The sequence below is a fragment of the Sulfitobacter sp. R86518 genome (assembly GCF_042466275.1).
In the GTDB taxonomy this organism is placed as follows: Bacteria; Pseudomonadota; Alphaproteobacteria; order Rhodobacterales; family Rhodobacteraceae; genus Sulfitobacter; species Sulfitobacter pontiacus.
On sequence record NZ_JAXHCA010000005.1, the window covers coordinates 1,403,811 to 1,422,119 of the forward strand.

General features: G+C 60.7%; 17 protein-coding genes. 8 read left to right on the forward strand and 9 right to left on the reverse strand.

Annotated elements, in window-relative coordinates:
• Positions 1 to 12: 12 nt before the first annotated feature.
• The gene (locus tag SJY36_RS07780; protein WP_386174079.1) at positions 13 to 1,416 is read right to left on the reverse strand and encodes a cache domain-containing protein; all 1,404 of its coding nucleotides are present in this window, start codon (positions 1,414 to 1,416) and stop codon (positions 13 to 15) included.
• A 260-nt stretch (positions 1,417 to 1,676) separates the two neighbouring features.
• Here SJY36_RS07780 and SJY36_RS07785 point away from each other — a divergent pair, with 260 nt between their 5' ends.
• The 3 genes from SJY36_RS07785 to SJY36_RS07795 all read left to right on the forward strand — a co-directional run bounded on the left by SJY36_RS07785 (position 1,677) and on the right by SJY36_RS07795 (position 6,245).
• Positions 1,677 to 2,765: a TRAP transporter substrate-binding protein gene (locus SJY36_RS07785; protein ID WP_005853304.1), complete on the forward strand. Its 1,089-nt coding sequence runs from the start codon at positions 1,677 to 1,679 to the stop codon at positions 2,763 to 2,765.
• A gap of 141 nt (positions 2,766 to 2,906) precedes the next feature.
• Complete coding sequence (locus SJY36_RS07790; RefSeq protein ID WP_005853306.1) at positions 2,907 to 3,875, forward strand: TRAP transporter small permease subunit; 969 nt, start codon at positions 2,907 to 2,909, stop codon at positions 3,873 to 3,875.
• A 15-nt stretch (positions 3,876 to 3,890) separates the two neighbouring features.
• Positions 3,891 to 6,245, forward strand: a complete 2,355-nt coding sequence (locus SJY36_RS07795) for a TRAP transporter large permease subunit (protein ID WP_037944179.1) — start codon at positions 3,891 to 3,893, stop codon at positions 6,243 to 6,245.
• Positions 6,246 to 6,342: 97 nt separating this feature from the next.
• Here SJY36_RS07795 and SJY36_RS07800 read toward each other — a convergent pair whose 3' ends face one another.
• The 3 genes from SJY36_RS07800 to SJY36_RS07810 form a co-directional block, all read right to left on the reverse strand.
• Positions 6,343 to 7,164, reverse strand: a complete 822-nt coding sequence (locus SJY36_RS07800; RefSeq protein WP_005853310.1) for an arginyltransferase — start codon at positions 7,162 to 7,164, stop codon at positions 6,343 to 6,345.
• Positions 7,165 to 7,231: 67 nt separating this feature from the next.
• Positions 7,232 to 7,678: an RDD family protein gene (locus SJY36_RS07805; protein ID WP_005853312.1), complete on the reverse strand. Its 447-nt coding sequence runs from the start codon at positions 7,676 to 7,678 to the stop codon at positions 7,232 to 7,234.
• Positions 7,679 to 7,747: 69 nt separating this feature from the next.
• Positions 7,748 to 8,155, reverse strand: a complete 408-nt coding sequence (locus SJY36_RS07810; RefSeq protein WP_009826953.1) for a DUF2852 domain-containing protein — start codon at positions 8,153 to 8,155, stop codon at positions 7,748 to 7,750.
• Positions 8,156 to 8,382: 227 nt separating this feature from the next.
• On the opposite strand from SJY36_RS07810, the gene SJY36_RS07815 reads away from it, so the two are divergent.
• The 5 genes from SJY36_RS07815 to SJY36_RS07835 all read left to right on the forward strand — a co-directional run bounded on the left by SJY36_RS07815 (position 8,383) and on the right by SJY36_RS07835 (position 14,060).
• The gene (locus SJY36_RS07815; protein ID WP_386174083.1) at positions 8,383 to 11,196 is read left to right on the forward strand and encodes a bifunctional [glutamine synthetase] adenylyltransferase/[glutamine synthetase]-adenylyl-L-tyrosine phosphorylase; all 2,814 of its coding nucleotides are present in this window, start codon (positions 8,383 to 8,385) and stop codon (positions 11,194 to 11,196) included.
• Positions 11,193 to 11,465 carry a hypothetical protein gene (locus SJY36_RS07820; RefSeq protein WP_386167336.1) on the forward strand — a complete coding sequence of 91 codons (273 nt, stop codon included), beginning with the start codon at positions 11,193 to 11,195 and terminating at the stop codon, positions 11,463 to 11,465. Before SJY36_RS07815 ends, SJY36_RS07820 begins: the two co-directional genes overlap by 4 nt.
• Before the next feature lie 148 nt (positions 11,466 to 11,613).
• Entirely contained in the window at positions 11,614 to 12,231 is a 618-nt protein-coding gene (locus SJY36_RS07825) for a DUF6778 family protein (RefSeq protein ID WP_005853320.1), read from the forward strand.
• A gap of 57 nt (positions 12,232 to 12,288) precedes the next feature.
• Entirely contained in the window at positions 12,289 to 13,515 is a 1,227-nt protein-coding gene (locus SJY36_RS07830) for an RSP_2647 family RNA methyltransferase (protein ID WP_386174086.1), read from the forward strand.
• A complete protein-coding gene (locus SJY36_RS07835; protein WP_037944182.1) occupies positions 13,515 to 14,060 on the forward strand; it encodes an RSP_2648 family PIN domain-containing protein in 546 nt (181 codons plus the stop codon). The genes SJY36_RS07830 and SJY36_RS07835 overlap by 1 nt, the downstream gene beginning before the upstream one ends.
• Here the strand turns inward: SJY36_RS07835 and SJY36_RS07840 are convergent.
• From SJY36_RS07840 to SJY36_RS07860, 5 genes are all read right to left on the reverse strand, one after another.
• Positions 14,057 to 14,740, reverse strand: a complete 684-nt coding sequence (locus SJY36_RS07840; protein ID WP_180827641.1) for a M48 family metalloprotease — start codon at positions 14,738 to 14,740, stop codon at positions 14,057 to 14,059. The two genes, SJY36_RS07835 and SJY36_RS07840, sit on opposite strands and share 4 nt — an antisense overlap.
• A gap of 111 nt (positions 14,741 to 14,851) precedes the next feature.
• Complete coding sequence (locus SJY36_RS07845) at positions 14,852 to 15,277, reverse strand: OsmC family protein (RefSeq protein WP_386174091.1); 426 nt, start codon at positions 15,275 to 15,277, stop codon at positions 14,852 to 14,854.
• Positions 15,278 to 15,360: 83 nt separating this feature from the next.
• Positions 15,361 to 16,548 (reverse strand): VWA domain-containing protein, encoded by a 1,188-nt coding sequence (locus tag SJY36_RS07850; RefSeq protein WP_009826960.1) that lies wholly within the window; start codon positions 16,546 to 16,548, stop codon positions 15,361 to 15,363.
• A 3-nt stretch (positions 16,549 to 16,551) separates the two neighbouring features.
• On the reverse strand, positions 16,552 to 16,725 hold the full coding sequence (locus SJY36_RS07855; protein WP_005853331.1) for a hypothetical protein: 174 nt from the start codon (positions 16,723 to 16,725) through the stop codon (positions 16,552 to 16,554).
• Positions 16,726 to 16,743: 18 nt separating this feature from the next.
• Positions 16,744 to 18,108: a DUF2927 domain-containing protein gene (locus SJY36_RS07860; protein WP_132996657.1), complete on the reverse strand. Its 1,365-nt coding sequence runs from the start codon at positions 18,106 to 18,108 to the stop codon at positions 16,744 to 16,746.
• Positions 18,109 to 18,309: the final 201 nt, after the last annotated feature.

The window sequence follows — 18,309 nt, forward strand, 5'->3', positions numbered from 1 at the left end:
GCATATCAGGGCTTAGGGCAGGGCGGTCGGCGGCGGACGCAGCATATGGGTCAGCGGGACGGTGGCGGTAATCTCGGTGCCGCCTTGGGCAGAGCTTTGCATGGTCAGCGTGCCATCTAGCTGTTCGATCCGCTCTTGCATATTGCGCAGGCCCAACCCTCCGGCGGTGGAGCGTGTCTTGGCCAGCCCCAGCCCGTTGTCAGAGATCGACAGCGTCGCGCCCTGTCGGTGACCGCGCAGATCGACGATGACTTCGGTGGCGCGGGCGTGGCGTTCGATATTGGTCAGCGCCTCTTGCGCGATCCGGTAAAGCGCGATCTTGGCCTCGTCGTCCAAGCGGTTGCGGAATACCACGGTGTCAAAGCGGCACTGAATACCGGTGCGGAGCGCGAATTGTTCGACCAGCGTTTTCAGCGCGGGACCAAGGCCGAGATCATCCAGAATACTGGGGCGCAGGTCACGGCTGATACGGCGCACTTCGGCGATGGCCTGTGCAAGGCTGTCGATCCCCTTTGCCAAAGGCTCTGCCGCGCGGGCGTCGCCCCTTTCCAGCCGGCGTCGTGCGTTGTCGAGCGCATAGCGCACCCCCACCAGGATCTGGCTGATGCCGTCATGCAGTTCGCGCGCCACGCGGCCGCGCTCTTCCTCTTGGGCGTCAAATACCCGCTGCGTCAGCTTTTTGAGCTTCGCATCCGCAAGCCGCCGTTCACGCAGGTTGACCAGCATGCCCGTGCCAAACACCAGCAGCAGGGCGGTCACCGTAATAACGCCGATATAGAAGAACGTACGCTGCACCCGCGCCTGCACATCGGATCGCGCCGCGGCCCCGCTGGCAAGCACATCGTCGATGAACACACCCGTCCCCACGGCCCACTGCCAACTGGGGAAAGAGGTGACATAGGTGATCATCTGCGCATCCTCTCCGGTAGAGGGTTTGGGCCACATATAGGTGTGATACCCGCCGCCACTGCGTGCGATGCGGATCAGCTCGTCCACCACGGGCGTGCCGTCGCTGTCCGTCTCGCCGGCAAAGTTGCGGTTGATCCGGTCGGTCTGGCGCGGGCTGACAAGGGCGGTGCCGTCGTAGTCATAGACAAAGAACTGACCTTCCTCGCCATAGATCATCGCTGCGAGGATCTGCGCCACCTGCGATTTCGCCGCCCCGTCATCAGGAGAGGCGGACCCGTAGACGAAGTAAAAGCCGTTGCGCGCCTGTGTCACATAATTGCGCAGCTCTACTTTCTTGGCGTCCAGCAACTGCTGCTCGAGCGTTGAAATCTCGCGGTCGGCCACCGCGCGTGCCTGCAGTGCCACGACAAAGGCAATCGCCGTCACCGCCAGCACCAGCGGCACAGAGGCGATGAGCGTCAGCTTTTGGGCGTAGGTGGGGGCGATCATGAAAGACGGGCGGCGCATGCAGCGCTGATACTGGGAAATCCACGCGAATCAAAGTGCTAGATGCAGTCACAAATCACCCGCTATACGCGTGTATGCACAACATATGGCAGGTCCGGCGGAACATTTGCCGCATATTTGGGCGGTAAATCTGCACCCTCTACGCAGTAGTTGGTATTTTCAACCATTCGCTTTTGCGTAGAGTGAACGACACTTGAAATGACCCGCGCGCATATAATGAAGCGCGGGCACCCTCATATAACTCGGGAGGAGTATCCAATATGGACCGTCGTTCATTTCTGAAGACATCCGCGCTTGGCGGGTCTGCCGCCGCTGCATCGACACTGGCCGCACCGCTGTACGCCCAAGGCAAACGCACGCTGACCATGGTCACCGCATGGCCCCGTGGCTTTGCCGTGCTTGATGACGCCGCGACCTACCTCAACAACATGGTTAACGAGATGTCTGACGGCACGTTGACCATCGAAAAGAAAGCCCCGGGCGAGCTGGTCGGCGCGTTCGAGGTCTTTGACGCCGTTTCCTCCGGTCAGGCGGATATGTATCACGCGGCTGACTACTACTTCATCGGCCAGCACCCCGGTCTGGCGTATTTCACCGCCGTGCCTTTCGGTGCCACAGCACAAGAGCTGACCAACTGGTATCTGCACGGTGGCGGCCATGACCTGCACAACCAGATCGGTGAAATCTTCAACATGAAGATGTTCCTCGCCGGTAACTCCGGTTCGCAGTCCGGTGGCTGGTTCCGCAAGGAAATCAACTCTGCCGCGGACTTCAACGGCCTGAAATTCCGTATGCCCGGTCTGGGTGGAAAGGTGCTGGGTAAACTGGGCGCGTCTGTTCAGAACATCCCCGGTGGCGAACTGTATCAGGCGCTGTCCTCGGGCGCGCTTGACGGGCTCGAGTGGGTTGGCCCCTTCGCGGATGAGCGCGCCGGCTTCCAGGAAGTCGCCAAGATCTACTATACCGCTGGTTTCCACGAGCCAGGATCGGGCCTTACTGCATCGGTCAACCTTGATGTCTTCAACGACCTGACACCGGCGCAGCAGAAGATCATCGAATATGCATCGATGGCGACCACGCACACCGGTCTGGCCGAAACACTGGCCAACAACGGTGCCGCATTGGCACGTCTGCAGCAGCAGGGTGTGAAAACCATGCAGTTCCCCGATGATGTCTGGGATGCATTCGGTGCGGCCTCCAAAGAGGTTATGGACGAGAACATGGACGACTCCCTGTTCGCCGACATCCGCAACAGCTTTGAATCCTCGCTGTCCGCATCGGCTGAATGGCTGTCCAAATCCGACGCCTACTATGTCGAACAGCGCCAGCGCGTTCTGGGCAAAATGTAAGCCATCCCCACGGGATGACAGGGGGGCTGCCTTTGGGCGGCCCCACACGCGACTTTGCGATCCGGAAAACGGGCGCGCAAAGCGAGGATAATTTTCGCACCAAGCCCACACTGAAACCGGGCGGGCGAAGGGGGGATATCAATGGCAGAAGATGCAGTATGCGCTGGATTTTTCCGCGCGGCGGAAGGGGCCAAGATCAGCTGCTTGGACCAGTTCCAAGAGGGCAACCTGATCAGCTTCATTCTGGGCAACCTACTTGAAGCGTTCTACAATTTCTTTGCAGCGGTGCTGAACCCGTCCATGTGGCTGGACTGGTCCAACAGCGAAGCCTTGATGCGGTTCATCTATTACGGTGCCTCGGTAGAGCTGTTCTTTGTCTTGCTCGTCGGGCTGCTGATTGTCACGGCTGTCGGCATCTGGAAACGCAGCTTTATGTGGGGCTGTGTGCGCGGGCTTGAAGGCTTCGCAAATGTCACCGGGCGTTTCTTTGCTTGGGCCGGGCTTTTGATGGTGCTGCAACAGATCATCATCGTCTTCATGCAACGTATTTTCACCCGGCCTGATATCTCTATCGGCTTTGGTATTCCGCTGCAGTTCGACATCAGCTGGTTTGCGGAAGAGTTGAAACTTTTCAATGCGTTGGTCGTCTGTCTTTGTGTGTCCTACACCTTTGTACAAGGCGGGCATGTGCGCGTTGACCTGTTCTATGCCGGCGCAAAATTCCGCACCAAGCGCGTGATCGACATGTTCGGCGCGCTGTTCTTCATGATCCCCTTTGCGATTGTCACATGGCTTTATGGCTGGTTCTTCCTGTGGCGCCATCTGGTGACACCGAACCCATCGGCCTCTGACCGGTTGGAGCTGCTGCTGCGCAAGGCGCGCTTGCTTAAGTGGAACGTGGAAACCATCGGCTTTTCGCCCAATGGGTTCAACGGCTACTTCTTGTTCAAGATCCTGCTGTGCGCCTTCTGCGCAATGGTGATCTTGCAAGCAATATCAGTGTTTTATCGCGCTTTGTTAGAGTTCCGTGAAGGGCCTGAAAGCGAAGATAAATATCTCGACCGCGATACGTTGGGCGAGGGCGAAGAAGCCTATGAGGGCACACATTAATTCAAGGGGCGTCCCATGCTATTTGGTCTCGACGGGGTCGAAATTGGCCTGATCATTGTTTTTGCCTGCCTCTTTGGCGGCATCCTGTCCGGTTTCCCGGTGGCCTTTGCCATCGGCGGTGCTGGCATCATCTCTTTCGGTATCATCGCCGCACTCGATAGTGCGGGTCTGATGGTGCATCAGGCGATTGACCAATCGTCGCAAGCCTATCGCGATCTGGTGAACTCGGGCGTTCCCAATGACGCGGTATCGAAATTCCGCTATCCGGATTTGCCGCTGATCGGTGAATCTGTATTCCCCCAAGGCTGGGAAGTCGCGCTGGACCGGAACGTCAGCTTTATCGTGAACCGTATGAACGAACGCGTTCTGGCGGGGCAGTCGATCGAGACGTTGCTGGCGGTTCTGATGTTCGTTCTGATGGGCATCACGCTTGAACGGTCCAAGATTGCGAACGACCTGTTGACCACGATGGCGCGCGTCTTTGGCCCGCTGCCCGGTGGTTTGGCGGTGTCGATTGTGGTTGTGGGCGCGTTTCTTGCGGCCTCCACCGGGATCGTGGGCGCGACGGTTGTCACCATGGGGCTGCTGGCGCTGCCGACCATGTTGCGCAACAACTATTCGCCTGAAATCGCGACAGGTGTCATCGCAGCCTCCGGTACTTTGGGCCAGATCATTCCGCCGTCTATCGTTATCGTTCTTCTGGGCACTTTGGCGGGCGATCTATACTCCGCCGCCCAGGAAGCGCGCGCCACCGCCGTAGGCTGTACCGATGCGCTGACCTACTTGGGCCAGCCCGCGGTTGTGTCTGTGGGGACGCTGTTTCAGGCCGCGTTGCTGCCGGGGATCATGCTGGCGCTGCTTTATGCGCTTTACGCCTTTGTCTATGCGCTGCTGAACCCTGAAAAGGCTCCCGCCGTGCCGATGGGGGCGACCAATGCCGAACCCATCACGCGGGGCGAAGGCTTTACCTGGTTCCTTGGCATGCCAGCCCTGCTGATCGTGGGCACGATTGTTCTGGGCAACCTTGGCATCGTGGGCAGCCAGTCGACTGTTGTGTCCAGCTTTAGCGACATCGGGCAGGGTGCAAGCCTGCGCACCAATGTAGGCGAGGCCTGTCAGGCTGCGATGATCGAACTGCATGGGCAAAGCGCATGGGATCAAGCGGTGACCGAGCAAGCCGCGATCGAGGCGGCGGGCGGTCAACAGGCCAGCGAAAAACTGACCGAAGAAGCGCTGGCCGCCAAGCAGGCTGAAAAGATCGCCAATGCCGCCCCCATCGGGACCGGTGTTGCGATCATCCTGATCCTGCTGGCGCTGGTCATGACCACCGGTCGCGGTGTCGCACCATCGGCGGACAAACGGCCGCTGATCATCGGTGGCATCGGTCTGGTGCTGACACTGTTGGTCGATATCCTGCTGGTCGGTCCGGCCACGTCCTCGGGCACGATGGTGCTGCTGATGGCGCTGCCTTTCGTGGCTGTCATGTATGGCGTGGTCTATGCGCTGAAGCTTTGCGCCGGTAACGAGCTGATCCGCGTGGTCTTCCCGCCGCTGGTCCTGATCGTTGCGGTACTGGGGTCGATCCTTGGCGGGATCACCAACCCGACGCCCGCTGCGGCCTTGGGGGCAGGTGGCGCGATCATGCTGGCCGCCTATCGCAAGCTCAAGGATATGGACCGGTCGCCCAAGGTGATCATCTGGTCCACCCTGGCCATCCTGATCGCGATCCTTGTTGGCGTGAACTTTGACCTGCGCATCAACCAAGAGGGCGTGAGCGTCGAAAGCTGGTTTGCCTTCTTCGTCGCCTATGGCGCGTATCTATACGCGGTGTTCGGTCTGCTGTTCTCGTGCTGGATCCTCTATACTTCGGGCGTACTAAGCCCCGTGGTCCGCGAGACGGCCAAGGTGACCTCGATGGTGTTTACCATCCTGATCGGGTCGCAGTTGCTGAACCTTGTGGTGATCTCCTTTGGTGGCGAGCACTACATCCAGCAGTGGCTGAAAAGCTTCGACAACGAGCTGACGGTCTTCCTGATCGTGATGCTGGTGCTCTTTGTGCTGGGCTTCGTGCTCGACTTCCTCGAGATCATCTACATCGTGATCCCGATTGTCGGGCCGGTGATCTACGGCGGCACCTTCGACCCGAAGTGGGTGACGATCATGATTGCGGTGAACCTGCAAACGTCGTTCCTGACACCGCCCTTCGGCTTCGCGCTCTTCTACCTGCGCGGCGTGGCCCCGGCGAGCGTCACCACTTCGCATATCTATCGCGGGATCATTCCTTTCGTCTTGATCCAGGTCGGAGCACTGGCGCTGTTGTGGATGTTCCCGGTCATCGTGACCATCGTGCCGGACCTGATCCCCAATTGATCTGGGGTCAGGCCACCACAAAAACAAAAGGCACCCTGCGGGGTGCCTTTTTCGTTTCAGCGGGTGACAGCGGTCGAATATGCCGCAGCGGTACGATTTACCCTTTGGTGGGGCTCAGATCGGGGAGGGCGATATTGGCCACCTGTTCGGCAATCGGGTCGGTGTTCAGCGGATGCTGTTCGGGTTCGAAATCATCGGGGTTGCGCATCTTCTGCCACGCGCCGCCCATATAGACCTCAAGCCCCGAGAACTTGGCCTTGTAGCCCATCTTGGGGCTGCCGGGCACCCAATAGCCCAGATATACATAAGGCAGACCCGCCGCACGGGCGATTTCGATGTGGTCAAGGATGATGTAATTTCCCAACCCGTCACGGGGCCGGTCAGGGCTGTAGAACGAATAGACCATGCTCACCCCGTCATCGAGCACATCTGTCAGGCAGACGCCAATCAGCTCGCGGGTTTGGGTATCGGTATATTCGATCACACGGCTGCGGATCGGGGTTTCCTCGATCATCGCGGCGAATTCGAAGACATCCATATCGGCCATGCCACCGTCTGCGTGGCGACTGTCAAGATAGGTGCGGAAGAGGTCGTATTGCTCTTCCGTGGCCCAAGGCGACGTCGCCCGCCGCGTCAGCCCCGCGTTGCGCTTGATCGTGCGCTTCTGGCTTTTGCTGGGGGTGAAGTCGGCCACGTTGATGCGCGCCGACAGACAGGCCGCGCAATCCGTGCAAGACGGGCGATACAGTACATTCTGCGACCGTCGGAAGCCTTGCCCCGACAGGCTGTTGTTCAGCTTGGTCGCGGAGTCGCCCTGCAGCGCGGTGAACAGTTTACGTTCCATCCGGCCGTCCAGATACGGGCAGGGCTGTGGCGCAGTCACATAGAACTGCGGAGCGATGGGAAGTGTATGGCGCATGAAAATCCGTTGTTGTTCGGAGGAAATTCTAACAACTGGTCCAAAGCGCGCCAAGCACAAGTTTGGGTCAGTTCACGCTTTCGACACGACGGTTCAGCGGGACTGTGCCGAGGATCACGTCGCTCAGGCTCTGATGGCGCGAGGTGGCGCAGATGAGAATGATCGAAATCACCTGCAAAGGCATCATGGCAACGCTGACCGTATAGCCCGAGGTATGCAAGAACGCCGAGGCCAGATCCAGCGGTTCATCGCGCGCCGTGCGCAATTCCATGCCGAACAGGCGCATGCCCCAGGTGGCCGACCCGCTGGCAAGCGTCGCGACACGGTAGGTAAAGCCCACCATCAGCATCAGCAGCGGGAAAAAGAACAGGCCGGTGAAGGCGGTGAACGGCAGGATCAACACGCTGGCGATCAACACCAGCAGGGCGTCAACAACCCAAGCCATGAACCGCTTGGTCGGAATACCGCTATAGAATTCAGGCTGGTCGAATGGATCGGGGGTGGTGGGGGTCATCATGTCCTGTCCCTTGAGAAAATCGGCCCCCCCGCCAAGGCGGAGGGGTGTTGATTGAACGCGCAGGCTTTAGGCCTTTTGCGCATCATCGTCGTTTTTGGAGCCTTCGGCCATGAACTGGTCGAACTCTGCCTTGTCCTTGGCTTCGCGCAGACGGCTCAGGAAGGCTTCAAAATTGGTTTGCTCTTCCTCCAGACGGGCCAGGGTGTCGGCCTTATAGGCATCAAAGGCGGCGTTTCCGGTTGAACGCCCGGTGATAGACCCACGGCGGGCGCGTTTGCTGCAAGACGAAGATTTAAACATGCGTTTGCTCCAGATCATATAGGCAAGAAGGGCAAGGCCAAGCGGCCAGAAAAGAATGAAACCGACAACCATGGCGGCGATCCAGGCACCTTTGCCCTTGTCGTCAAGAAAGTCCTCGGTACGGCCCAGCCAACTGCGTTGTGCGGTGTAGGTGGGTGCATAGGTCTGTGTCATCAAGTTCCCTTTCGGTCAGAGTGTGGTGGCCCTGAACGCTGCGGGCCGGTGCGGTGGCGGGCAATGTAAATGCCTTTCACATTACAATAGATCGGGGTGCGCCCTGTGGTTTGCAAGGGATAATGTAAATCTTTTTTACATTATTTGGATTTGCACGTGTTTGTTGGGGGTTAGCAGGTGTCACGGCGCCATTGACGACGGGCATAGAACCAGCGAATGCTGGGCGTATGAGAACACTTGCCAGTCAGATCACCCGCTGTCCCCGCATCTTTACGGCCGATCAGGCGCAGGATGCGCGCGCGCTCTTTCCCGATGCGCCGCCCGAAATTGCCGCGCTTGTGGCGGGGGCGGGATCGACGTCGCCCTATCTTCTGGGGTTGATGCAAAAGGAAACCGCCTGGTGTCGTGCGGCTTTCGATGATCCCGCAGGGGCGGTGCAGCAGGTGATCGACAGCGCGGGCGCGGTGCCCTCGGACCAGTTGTCCAGTCATCTACGGCAGGGCAAGCGGCGCGTGGCGCTGATGACGGGGCTGGCTGATCTGGCGGGGGCTTGGTCGCTGGAGGAGGTGACCGGCGCGCTGACCGATTTCGCCGACGCCGCCGCCCAAGCCGCGCTGACCGCAGGGCTGAAAGCGCAGATCAAACGCGGCAAGCTGCCCGGCATGACGGAAGAAGACGCCGACAGCGGCGCAGGCATGGTCGTGCTGGCTATGGGCAAGATGGGCGCGCGCGAGCTGAATTATTCGTCCGATATCGATCTGATCTGCCTGTTCGACGAAACACGCTTTGACGCCAGCGATTTTCACGACGCCCGCACCGCCTTTGTCCGCGCCACCCGCGCGATGAGCGGGACGCTCAATGATCTCACGGGCGAGGGCTATGTCTTTCGCACAGACCTGCGGTTGCGGCCTGATTCCGGTGTGACGCCCGTGTGCATCGCGATGGAAGCGGCAGAACGGTATTACGAAAGTCTGGGCCGCACATGGGAGCGTGCCGCCTATATCAAGGCACGCCCTGCGGCGGGCGATCTGGCGGCGGGTGATCAGTTCCTCTCGGTGCTGCGGCCCTTCGTCTGGCGCAAGCATCTGGATTTTGCCGCGATTCAGGACGCTCATGACATGCGCCTTGCGATCCGCGAGCACAAAGGGTTGGGGGGCAGTGTCTCGCTTTCGGGGCACAATATGAAGCTGGGACGCGGCGGTATCCGCGAGATTGAATTTTTCACCCAGACCCGTCAGTTGATCGCCGGTGGGCGCGACGCTGATCTGCGCGTGCGCGGCACCTGCGAAGGCATGGCCGTGCTGGCGGAAAAGGAATGGATCCCCTCAGAAGTGGCCGAGACGCTGTGCGATCACTACCGCGCGCATCGCACCGTGGAACACCGCGTCCAGATGATCCGTGACGCCCAGACCCATACATTGCCCCAAACGGAAGAGGGGTTCGACCGGCTGGCCGCGATGATGGATATGGATGTCCCCGCGCTGCGCAGTGACCTTGAACGGCGGCTGGATGAGGTTCACCAACTGACCGAAGGGTTCTTTGCGGGCTCGACCTCACGCCCTGAAGCGGCTGCCGCGCCCGAGGAACATGTCTTTGACGCCGCGATCGTGGACCGTTGGCTGAACTACCCCGCCTTGCGTAGCGCCCGGGGGGCGGAGCTATTTGCAGAGCTGAAACCCGGATTGCTGGCGCGTCTCGCACGGGCCACCAAACCGGACGAGGCATTGCTGGCCTTTGACGGCTTTCTTGGTGGGCTGCCCGCGGGGGTGCAGTTGTTTTCTTTGTTGAAGATCAACCCGCAACTATCTGATTTGCTTGTTGATATCGTCAGCGCGTCACCTGCGCTCGCTGCCTATCTGTCGCGTAATGCGCAGGTGTTCGACGCGGTGATAGGCGGGGATTTCTTCAGCGAATGGCCGGCAGAGGACGCTTTGGTCGACAGTCTGACAGAGGTGCTGGAGGCCGAAGAGGATTATGAGGCGCGGCTGGATACCTGTCGTCGATGGGCCAAGGAATGGCATTTCCGGATCGGGGTGCATCACCTGCGCGGGCTGATTGATGCCGCGACGGTGGGGGCGCAATATGCCGATCTGGCGCGGGCGGTGTTGCGCGGGCTCTGGCCGGTGGTGATCGACGAATTTTCGCGCCGTCACGGGCCGCCGCCGGGGCGCGGTGCGGTGCTGGTCGGGATGGGATCGCTTGGCGCGCGTAGCCTGACCGCTGCCTCTGATCTGGATATGATCGTGGTTTACGATTCCGCTGGCGTCGAAAGCTCTGACGGCAAGCGGCCGCTGGCGTCGCGGTTGTATTATGCACGGTTGACGCAGGCGATGATCACCGCGATGACCGCGCCGATGGCCCAAGGCAAGCTCTACGAAGTGGACATGCGCTTGCGCCCGTCGGGGACGCAGGGGCCTGTGGCGACCAGTTTAGCGAGTTTTGAAAGCTATCAGATGGGGCAGGCCTGGGTGTGGGAGCATCTGGCACTGACCCGCGCCGATTGTGTGACCGGCCCCGATGATCTGATGCAGGATGTTGCGCGCCTGTGCGACAGGGTGCTCGCCCGTTCGCGCGACCGTGCCGATACCCTGCACGAGGTCGCGGCGATGCGCGCACGTCTGGCAACAGCCAAGGTGGCCGGCGGCATCTGGGATGCCAAGAACGGGCCGGGGCGCTTGCAGGATATCGAGTTGCTGGCGCAGGCCGGGGCCTTGCTGGCGGGCACCACGGCGCGGGATATCACCTCTGCGCTTGGGGATGCGGAGGCGCAGAACGTCATCACCGCCGATCAGGCAGAGGTGCTGCGTCGCGTCTACCGCACCTGTTGGGCGCTGCAATCCGCGACGCGGTTGCTGTCATCCTCTGTTCTGCGCGAGGATTCTCTGGGTCAGGCGGGTTTGCGGTTTCTATGCCGCTCCCTCGATGTGGACACGCCCGAAGAATTGCACGCACATCTCGCGCAAAGCTACGATCAGGCCGCGACGATCATCGCCGATGCATTGGCGGCTTACGTGGCCAAGGCGGACGGGGGCGCGACATGAGCAAAGGGGACCCCAACGATCCCAAAGGGCTGATCTTTGAATCCTACCGCATAGAGGGGATCACCCAGGCGGAGTGTCGATCAATCTTCCTGGATTGGGCGCTCAGCCTGCCAGCGGAAGCGGATACCAAAGCCGCCCTGCGCGCCTTGTTGGGCAGCGTGGCAGCAGAGAACCAAGACCATCCCATGACCCAAGTGATGCAAGAGGGGTTGATCGACATGGCCACGCCCCGGCGGCGCGGCGGCTGGCGCACCCGACCGCGCAGCTAGACAGGCCGATATTAAGGCGCAAACGTGCCGAAATACCCTAATGATGCCTTAGGTTTTGAACATTCTCGCCCCATTTCTGCCTTAATTGAGCAGCATTACCGTTACATGGCTGCACAATCCGTATCGTCAGCAGCTTTTGGAGGGGTAAATGAAACATCATAAACTGTTGATCGCTTTGGCCTGTGCCGCTGCCGTGTCCGGTTGTGCACCGGCGGATATTGCCAGCCGGAATGCGATGTATGACACATCCTCGACCCGCATGTCCTTGCTGGACAATCTGAACGCCTACCAGCCCGATACGTTGCTGGACGCGGTGCATATCCAGCACACCAACGTCTCTGTGCCCGATCACCTGCGGGTCGCACAAGCGCCAAGCCTGCTGCAATCGGCTGACATCGTCTGGCATGGCGAAGCAGACACTGACCGCCGCGATCAGGTTCGCGCGATCTTCGAGGCCGCGATCCGCCAGGGGGCAGTGACCGCCTATGGTCCCGTGCCCGCCGCGCTGGAGGTCGAGGTCTTGCGGTTCTACAACCCCGCCTCAGAAGCCCCGTCGGCAGAGTTTATCCTGACCGTCGTCGATGCGCGCAATGGCAACCCGTTGGCCGAACCCCGTCAGGTCGCGGTAGAGCTGAGCAGCTTTGCGCCCCCCGTCGCAGAGGCGCAGCCGGACAATGCGGTGATGATCCATGATCTGGCCCGTGCGATTGAACAGCAGCTCGCCACGCCGGGCAGCTATAAACGCACGAAACTTGCCGCCTATTAAGGCAGCAATCGAACTCTGCGCTTCCCCAAACGCGCGGAACCGACTAATGGGGGCGGTATGACAACGCCCCTTTCCCCTCCCGCTTCGACCGACCCTTCCGATTTGCCCGTGGTGCGCCTGCTGCCCAAGGCGAATGCCCGCGCCATCCGGCACGGGTTTCCTTGGGTCTATGCCAATGAAATGGTCACCGACCGACGCACCAAGGCGCTTGCGCCCGGCAGTCTCGCGCTGCTGGAAGACAGCGCCCGTCAGGTGATGGGGGTGGTCGCGGTGAACCCGGCCTCCAAGATCTTCTGCCGGATGCTGGACCAGAACGCCGAAGCCGTGGTGAACCAGAACTGGTTCGAGGCCCATATCAATCGCGCCGTGCAACTGCGTGACCAGATGTATGACGCGCCCTATTACCGGTTGATCCACGCCGAAGCCGATGGGTTGCCCGGTGTGGTCATCGACCGCTTTGGCGATACGGCCGTCATTCAGGCCAATGCCGCATGGGCCGATGTGCATATCGATGCGCTGACAGCAGCGCTGGTGGAACAAACCGGCGTGCGCCACGTGCTCAAGAACGCGTCGGGCCGGACCCGCAGCCTTGAAGGGCTGGATGACGTAAGCGGAGTGTTGCACGGCGAGGCACCAAGCGCGCCTGTGCAAGTGCCGATGAACGGTGCTATCTATATGGCTGACCTCACCGGCGGCCAGAAAACCGGCCTGTTCTACGACCAACGCCCGAACCACGCCTTCGCGGCGAACCTGTCCAAAGGCAAACGCGTGCTGGATGTCTTCGCCCATGTTGGCGGGTTCTCACTCGCCGCGCTGGCAAATGGCGCGTCTTCTGCGGTTGCGGTCGACGGATCGGCACCCGCGCTTGAGCTGGCGCAGCAGGGCGCGGAGGCTATGGGCGTCACGGACCGTTTTGCCACGCGCCAGGGCGATGCCTTTGACATCCTGACCGCACTGCGGGCCGAGGGCGAAGAGTTTGACGTGGTGATCTGCGATCCGCCCGCCTTTGCCCCCGGTAAACCCGCGCTTGAAGCCGGTCTGCGCGCCTATGAACGTGTGGCGCGTCTGGCGGCGCAACTGGTGACCGAAAACGGCGTGCTGGGTCTGTGTTCCTGTTCCCATGCGGCGGATCTGACGCAGTTCCGCACCGCATCCGTGCGCGGTATCGGTCGTGCGGGGCGGCGCGCGGCGCTGCTGCATACCGGTTTCGCCGGACCTGACCACCCTCAGCTGCCGCAACTGGCCGAGACGGGATACCTCAAGTCGTTGTTCTTCCGCCTGTAATGGCGCTGCGCATCCTGATCGACGCTTGCGTGCTCTATCCAACCGTCATGCGCGAGATGGTGATGGGCGCGGCGCGGGCGGGGGTGTTTGAACCGCTGTGGTCCGCGCGCCTGTTGGAAGAATGGGCGCGCGCCGCGATCAAGCTTGGCCCCGAGGGCGAGGCACAGGCCCGCGCAGAGATCGCCTTGCTGCGCGCCGCCTGGCCCAAGGCGGAAGTGCCCCCGAGCCCCGGTGTGGCGGCACGGCTGTACCTGCCGGATGAAAACGACGTGCACGTGCTGGCCGCCGCGATCACCGGCCACGCCGATATTATCATGACACTGAATGCCAAGGATTTCCCCCGTGGCACCCTGGCTGAAGAAGGGTTGGCGCGGGTCGATCCCGACAGCTATCTGCACGGCGTCTGGCTGGCGCAGCCGCAGGTGATGGAAGCTGTAGCCGCCCATGTTCTGGAAGAGGCACGCCGCCTGTCAGGCCACCCGTGGGAGATGCGACCGTTGCTGAAGAAAGCACGGCTGCCGCGGCTGGCAAAGGCGCTTGGTTAACGGTCCCAGGCGGATTGCAGCGCCGTGAGCGCGCCGATCCTGTCTGCGGTCTTCGGGTGGCTCAGCAGCCAGGCGGGGGCGGTGCCGTGGTTGCTTTGGGTCAGCGCCTCCAGCTTCTCGAACAAGGAAATCTGTGGCGCGATGCCGATACCCGCTTTGGTCAGCAGGGCAGCAGCATAGGCGTCTGCCTCGTATTCGTCGCTGCGCGACAGCCGCGCGGCCAGGAGCGTCGCCAGCATATTGGCGATCCAGATGCCGACACCGGGGAGGATACGCCCCAAGATCATCCCAAGCGCCGCGCGCATGGCGTTCTGCCCAGAAAAATCGATCATCCGTCTTCGTGAATGCCCCAAGGCCACATGGCCGAGCTCATGTGCAATCACGCTCGCGAGCTCCTCGGCGGTGACGGCACCGGATTTGAATTTCTCGTAAAAACCGCGGGTAATGAAGATCCGCCCATCGGGGGCGGCAAGACCATTGACGGGGGCGACTTCGTAGATATGGACCTTGATCCGCGGCAGATCGAGGGCGCTGGCCAGTTTCGATGTCATCTCGCGCAGGGCAGGGTCGAGCAGTTCAGTCGATTTGTCATCCAGCTCCTTCGCGGTGCGCCAAGCAGAAAACCGATACATGGCAAGCCCGTAGAGCACGGCGAGAAGTATGGGGAGGATGCGGATCATCCACCCAATATGGACGCCGGTACGCGGGGTGCAAGGGTGGAATGAGTATTTGGGAAAAGGGTGAAGGGGTCGTGTTAGGGGCCGCGGGCGGGCGCGGCCCCTGGGGTAGGGTCAGGACAGTTTTGCGTCCATCGTGATTTCGGCAGTCATCAGTTTGGAGATGGGGCAGTTCTCCTTGGCGGTTTTGGTCGCCTCTTCGAACTGCTCTTGTGTGGCATTGGGGATGACACATTCTACATCAAGGTGAATCTTCGGCACATGGAAGCCGCCGTCTTTTTGTTCAAGGAAGACCGTGGCCTTGGTTTCGATGCTATCGGCGACCAGATCGTAGTCTTCAAGGATCATCGACAGCGCCATAGAGAAACAGGACGCATGGGCCGCGCCGATCAGCTCTTCGGGGTTGGTACCGTCTTTGCCTTCGAAACGGGTGTTAAAGCCGTAGGGCTGGTCGCTGATCACGCCGGTCTGGGTGGAGACATGGCCGTTGCCCTCTTTGAGGTTGCCTGTCCATTTTGCGGAGCCTGATTTCTTGATCATGGGAATTCCTTTCACCATTTGGGTTCATGATGAAAACGCGGGGCGCGGTGGAATGTTCCGATCTGTGGTGGGGTGGCGGCTGATTACCGGGTCAGGGTCTTCATCCCGCGGCTCAGCCCCTCGAGGGTCATAGGCACCATTGCCTCTGCGCCGAAGATTTCCTGCACCATTTTGATGGATTGTGTGTAGGGCCAGTATTTCTCGGGGATCGGGTTGATCCAGAGGTTGCTGTTCCATTGTTCGCGCGCCCGAGAGAGCCAGACCGATCCGGCCTCGGCGTTCCAGTGTTCATTGGCGCCACCGGGGTAGGCGATTTCGTAAGGGGACATGGACGCGTCGCCCACGAAAATGCATTTGTAATCCGGGCCGTAGGTGCGCAGCACTTCCATCGTGTCCAGCTGTTCCGTCCAGCGGCGGCGGTTGTCGCGCCAGACGCCTTCATACAGGCAGTTGTGGAAGTAGAAGTGTTCGAGGTGTTTGAATTCGGACTTGGCGGCGCTGAACAATTCTTCGACGGTTTTGATATGCGGGTCCATAGAGCCACCCACATCCAGGAACAGCAGCACCTTGACCGCGTTGCGCCGCTCGGGGCGGGTTTTGACATCGAGGTAGCCGTGTTCGGCGGTCGCACGGATGGTGCCGCCCAGATCAAGTTCGTCATTCGCGCCGTCACGGGCCCACCGGCGCAGACGTTTCAGCGCGACCTTGATGTTGCGGGTGCCCAGTTCGACCGTATCGTCGAGGTTCTTGAATTCGCGTTTGTCCCAGACCTTGACCGCGCGCTGGTGACGCGATTCATTCTGGCCGATGCGCACGCCTTCGGGGTTGTAGCCATAGGCACCGAAGGGCGAGGTGCCTGCGGTGCCAACCCATTTATTGCCCCCCTGATGGCGGCCTTTCTGTTCCTCGAGCCGTTTGCGCAGCGTCTCCATCAGCTTGTCAAAACCGCCCGCGGCCTCGATCTCGGCCTTTTCCTCGGGGGTGAGGTGCTTTTCGGCCATTTTTTCCAGCCACTCGTGCGGGATGTCCACGGCCTCCATCACATCGTCGAGGCTGATATTTTCGAGGCCCGAGAAGGCAGCCGCAAAGGCGCGGTCGAACTTGTCGATGTTGCGTTCGTCTTTGACCATGCTGGTGCGCGCGAGATAGTAGAAGGCATCGACATCATAGGTCGCGAGCCCGGCTGCCATCCCGTCGAGAAAGGCGAGAAACTCGCGCATGGACACCGGCACCTTGTGCTGGCGCAGTTGGTCAAAGAACGGCAGAAACATGAATTACGCTCCGGTTAGGACTCGGTCCAGAACGACTGTAAGGATCATGCCGACGATGATAAAGGCCATCGCAAACCCGGCCGCGTATTGTGCGATATCCTTGCGGTTGCCGTTGCGTTTACGGGCGGTCAGCCCCCCGATAACAGCGCCGATCACGGCGAGAAGTATGACGATCATTTTAACCCGTTTCGCTAGTTATTTGAGCGGGTTAAGCGACGCGATCTCGCGCATTTTGGCCCGCACAGCCCAGTCAGAGCCAAATCCGTACCGTGCCCAGCCCAAACTGTCCACCCTGACGGCCTGTGCCTCGGCCGCGCGGTTCTCAAGCTCGAGCGCTTCGGCACGCAGCAACAGCAGGGTGCTGAGCAGGGCGGCGTTCTCGCGGCGACGTGCGGTGTCGATATGCGGCGCGATCAGACGTAGCGCTTCGGCACCCTGACCCTTGGAGACCGAATAGGCCCCCAGTTGCGTCGCCACATAGGCGCGGTGCAGATCAGTGCCGGGGGTGCGGGCGTAGAAGAGGTCGGACATCTTGTATTGTTCATGCGCGGCTTCAGCATCACCCGATTGTAACGCGCGCCCCATGGCGTAATGGGCAAACGCGCGGCGGTGATCCTGCCAGCCCAGGCTTTGTGCGATCTTGATGGCGCTATAGGCCGCGTCCTGGCGTTGCCCGCTGGAGCGTCCGGGCCCGAGTGCGCCCTGAACGGCGGCATTCCAGGCGCGGGGGGTGCGGGTCAGAAAGCGTGCTTTGGTCGATGTGCCACCCGGATTGATCCGTGCCAGAATACCCGGCAGGGCGTTTGCCACCTGGCCCCGTGTCATGCCCGACCGCAGCGCCGGATCGTAGTAGGCGCGCAGGATCATCATATCAAATCCGGTCAGCACCGTATGCACGTTGTCGTCGTTAAAGACAGAATCCGGCAGGCGATACAGATCGTTGAGCGGACCAAGCGCTTGGGCCAGTTCTTCGTGCAGACAATCGCGGACCTCTTGCGGGCTGGCGTCATTCGGGATGAAGATCGACACGCGGCTGCGGGTTTTGAGCAAGGACCAGTTGGTCTGCGCGGTGCGGCGGACTTTCTTGTATTCATCAAGGCTGCTGACATTCGGGGCCACAAAACATGCGGCTTGGGGTAGCACCTTGCTGATGGTGCGACGGCTGACAGCTTCGACGGTGATATTGGCATTCGGGCCGCTGGTGGGGCTGATGTCGATCCGGGCCTCTTGCCGCAAGCGATTGAGCAGCGCGGTCAGATCGGGGCCAAGGGTCGGAGGCGGTGCACCGATGACGCGTACGGTGACCGGACCTTCGAAACGGGTGAAAACGGGGAGCTCCTTGCCGCTTTCCATGCGGAACGACAGTTCGATGAAATCGAGGCTGAGGTCGTTGTTGGAGCGCGGTGCCGGCAGCGATTGATGCACGGTGAACCGTTTCATCGCGGGCAAAGAAGAGGTTGAGGCGGGTTCCATCGCGGCGCGGGTCACCACACCGGGATGCGAGGCCGGAACGCAGGCGCTGATCGCCAGCATCAAGGGCAGCAAAAGGTATTTCTTCATGGATGCGACCCCGTTGTGGCAGGTGCAGGGACCGCGAGGACAACTTTAACAGTCTCCAACACGCGGCGCACGAACGGTGCAAAAATCATATCCATCATCTACCTGACTGCCCTTTTGAGCTAATTACAGGTGTTTTTCGCCCGCCATCCAGACCATTCTAGGGAGCAACCATGTCAAAACAGAGAAAAATGTTAACAAATA

Excerpts from the sequence above, each read along its gene's own strand:
- SJY36_RS07780 (WP_386174079.1), bottom strand. The coding sequence starts at position 1,416 with ATGCGCCGCCCGTCTTTCATGATCGCCCCCACCTACGCCCAAAAGCTG.
- SJY36_RS07785 (WP_005853304.1), top strand. The coding sequence starts at position 1,677 with ATGGACCGTCGTTCATTTCTGAAGACATCCGCGCTTGGCGGGTCTGCC.
- SJY36_RS07790 (WP_005853306.1), top strand. The coding sequence starts at position 2,907 with ATGGCAGAAGATGCAGTATGCGCTGGATTTTTCCGCGCGGCGGAAGGG.
- SJY36_RS07795 (WP_037944179.1), top strand. The coding sequence starts at position 3,891 with ATGCTATTTGGTCTCGACGGGGTCGAAATTGGCCTGATCATTGTTTTT.
- SJY36_RS07800 (WP_005853310.1), bottom strand. The coding sequence starts at position 7,164 with ATGCGCCATACACTTCCCATCGCTCCGCAGTTCTATGTGACTGCGCCA.
- SJY36_RS07805 (WP_005853312.1), bottom strand. The coding sequence starts at position 7,678 with ATGACCCCCACCACCCCCGATCCATTCGACCAGCCTGAATTCTATAGC.
- SJY36_RS07810 (WP_009826953.1), bottom strand. The coding sequence starts at position 8,155 with ATGACACAGACCTATGCACCCACCTACACCGCACAACGCAGTTGGCTG.
- SJY36_RS07815 (WP_386174083.1), top strand. The coding sequence starts at position 8,383 with ATGAGAACACTTGCCAGTCAGATCACCCGCTGTCCCCGCATCTTTACG.
- SJY36_RS07820 (WP_386167336.1), top strand. The coding sequence starts at position 11,193 with ATGAGCAAAGGGGACCCCAACGATCCCAAAGGGCTGATCTTTGAATCC.
- SJY36_RS07825 (WP_005853320.1), top strand. The coding sequence starts at position 11,614 with ATGAAACATCATAAACTGTTGATCGCTTTGGCCTGTGCCGCTGCCGTG.
- SJY36_RS07830 (WP_386174086.1), top strand. The coding sequence starts at position 12,289 with ATGACAACGCCCCTTTCCCCTCCCGCTTCGACCGACCCTTCCGATTTG.
- SJY36_RS07835 (WP_037944182.1), top strand. The coding sequence starts at position 13,515 with ATGGCGCTGCGCATCCTGATCGACGCTTGCGTGCTCTATCCAACCGTC.
- SJY36_RS07840 (WP_180827641.1), bottom strand. The coding sequence starts at position 14,740 with ATGATCCGCATCCTCCCCATACTTCTCGCCGTGCTCTACGGGCTTGCC.
- SJY36_RS07845 (WP_386174091.1), bottom strand. The coding sequence starts at position 15,277 with ATGATCAAGAAATCAGGCTCCGCAAAATGGACAGGCAACCTCAAAGAG.
- SJY36_RS07850 (WP_009826960.1), bottom strand. The coding sequence starts at position 16,548 with ATGTTTCTGCCGTTCTTTGACCAACTGCGCCAGCACAAGGTGCCGGTG.
- SJY36_RS07855 (WP_005853331.1), bottom strand. The coding sequence starts at position 16,725 with ATGATCGTCATACTTCTCGCCGTGATCGGCGCTGTTATCGGGGGGCTG.
- SJY36_RS07860 (WP_132996657.1), bottom strand. The coding sequence starts at position 18,108 with ATGAAGAAATACCTTTTGCTGCCCTTGATGCTGGCGATCAGCGCCTGC.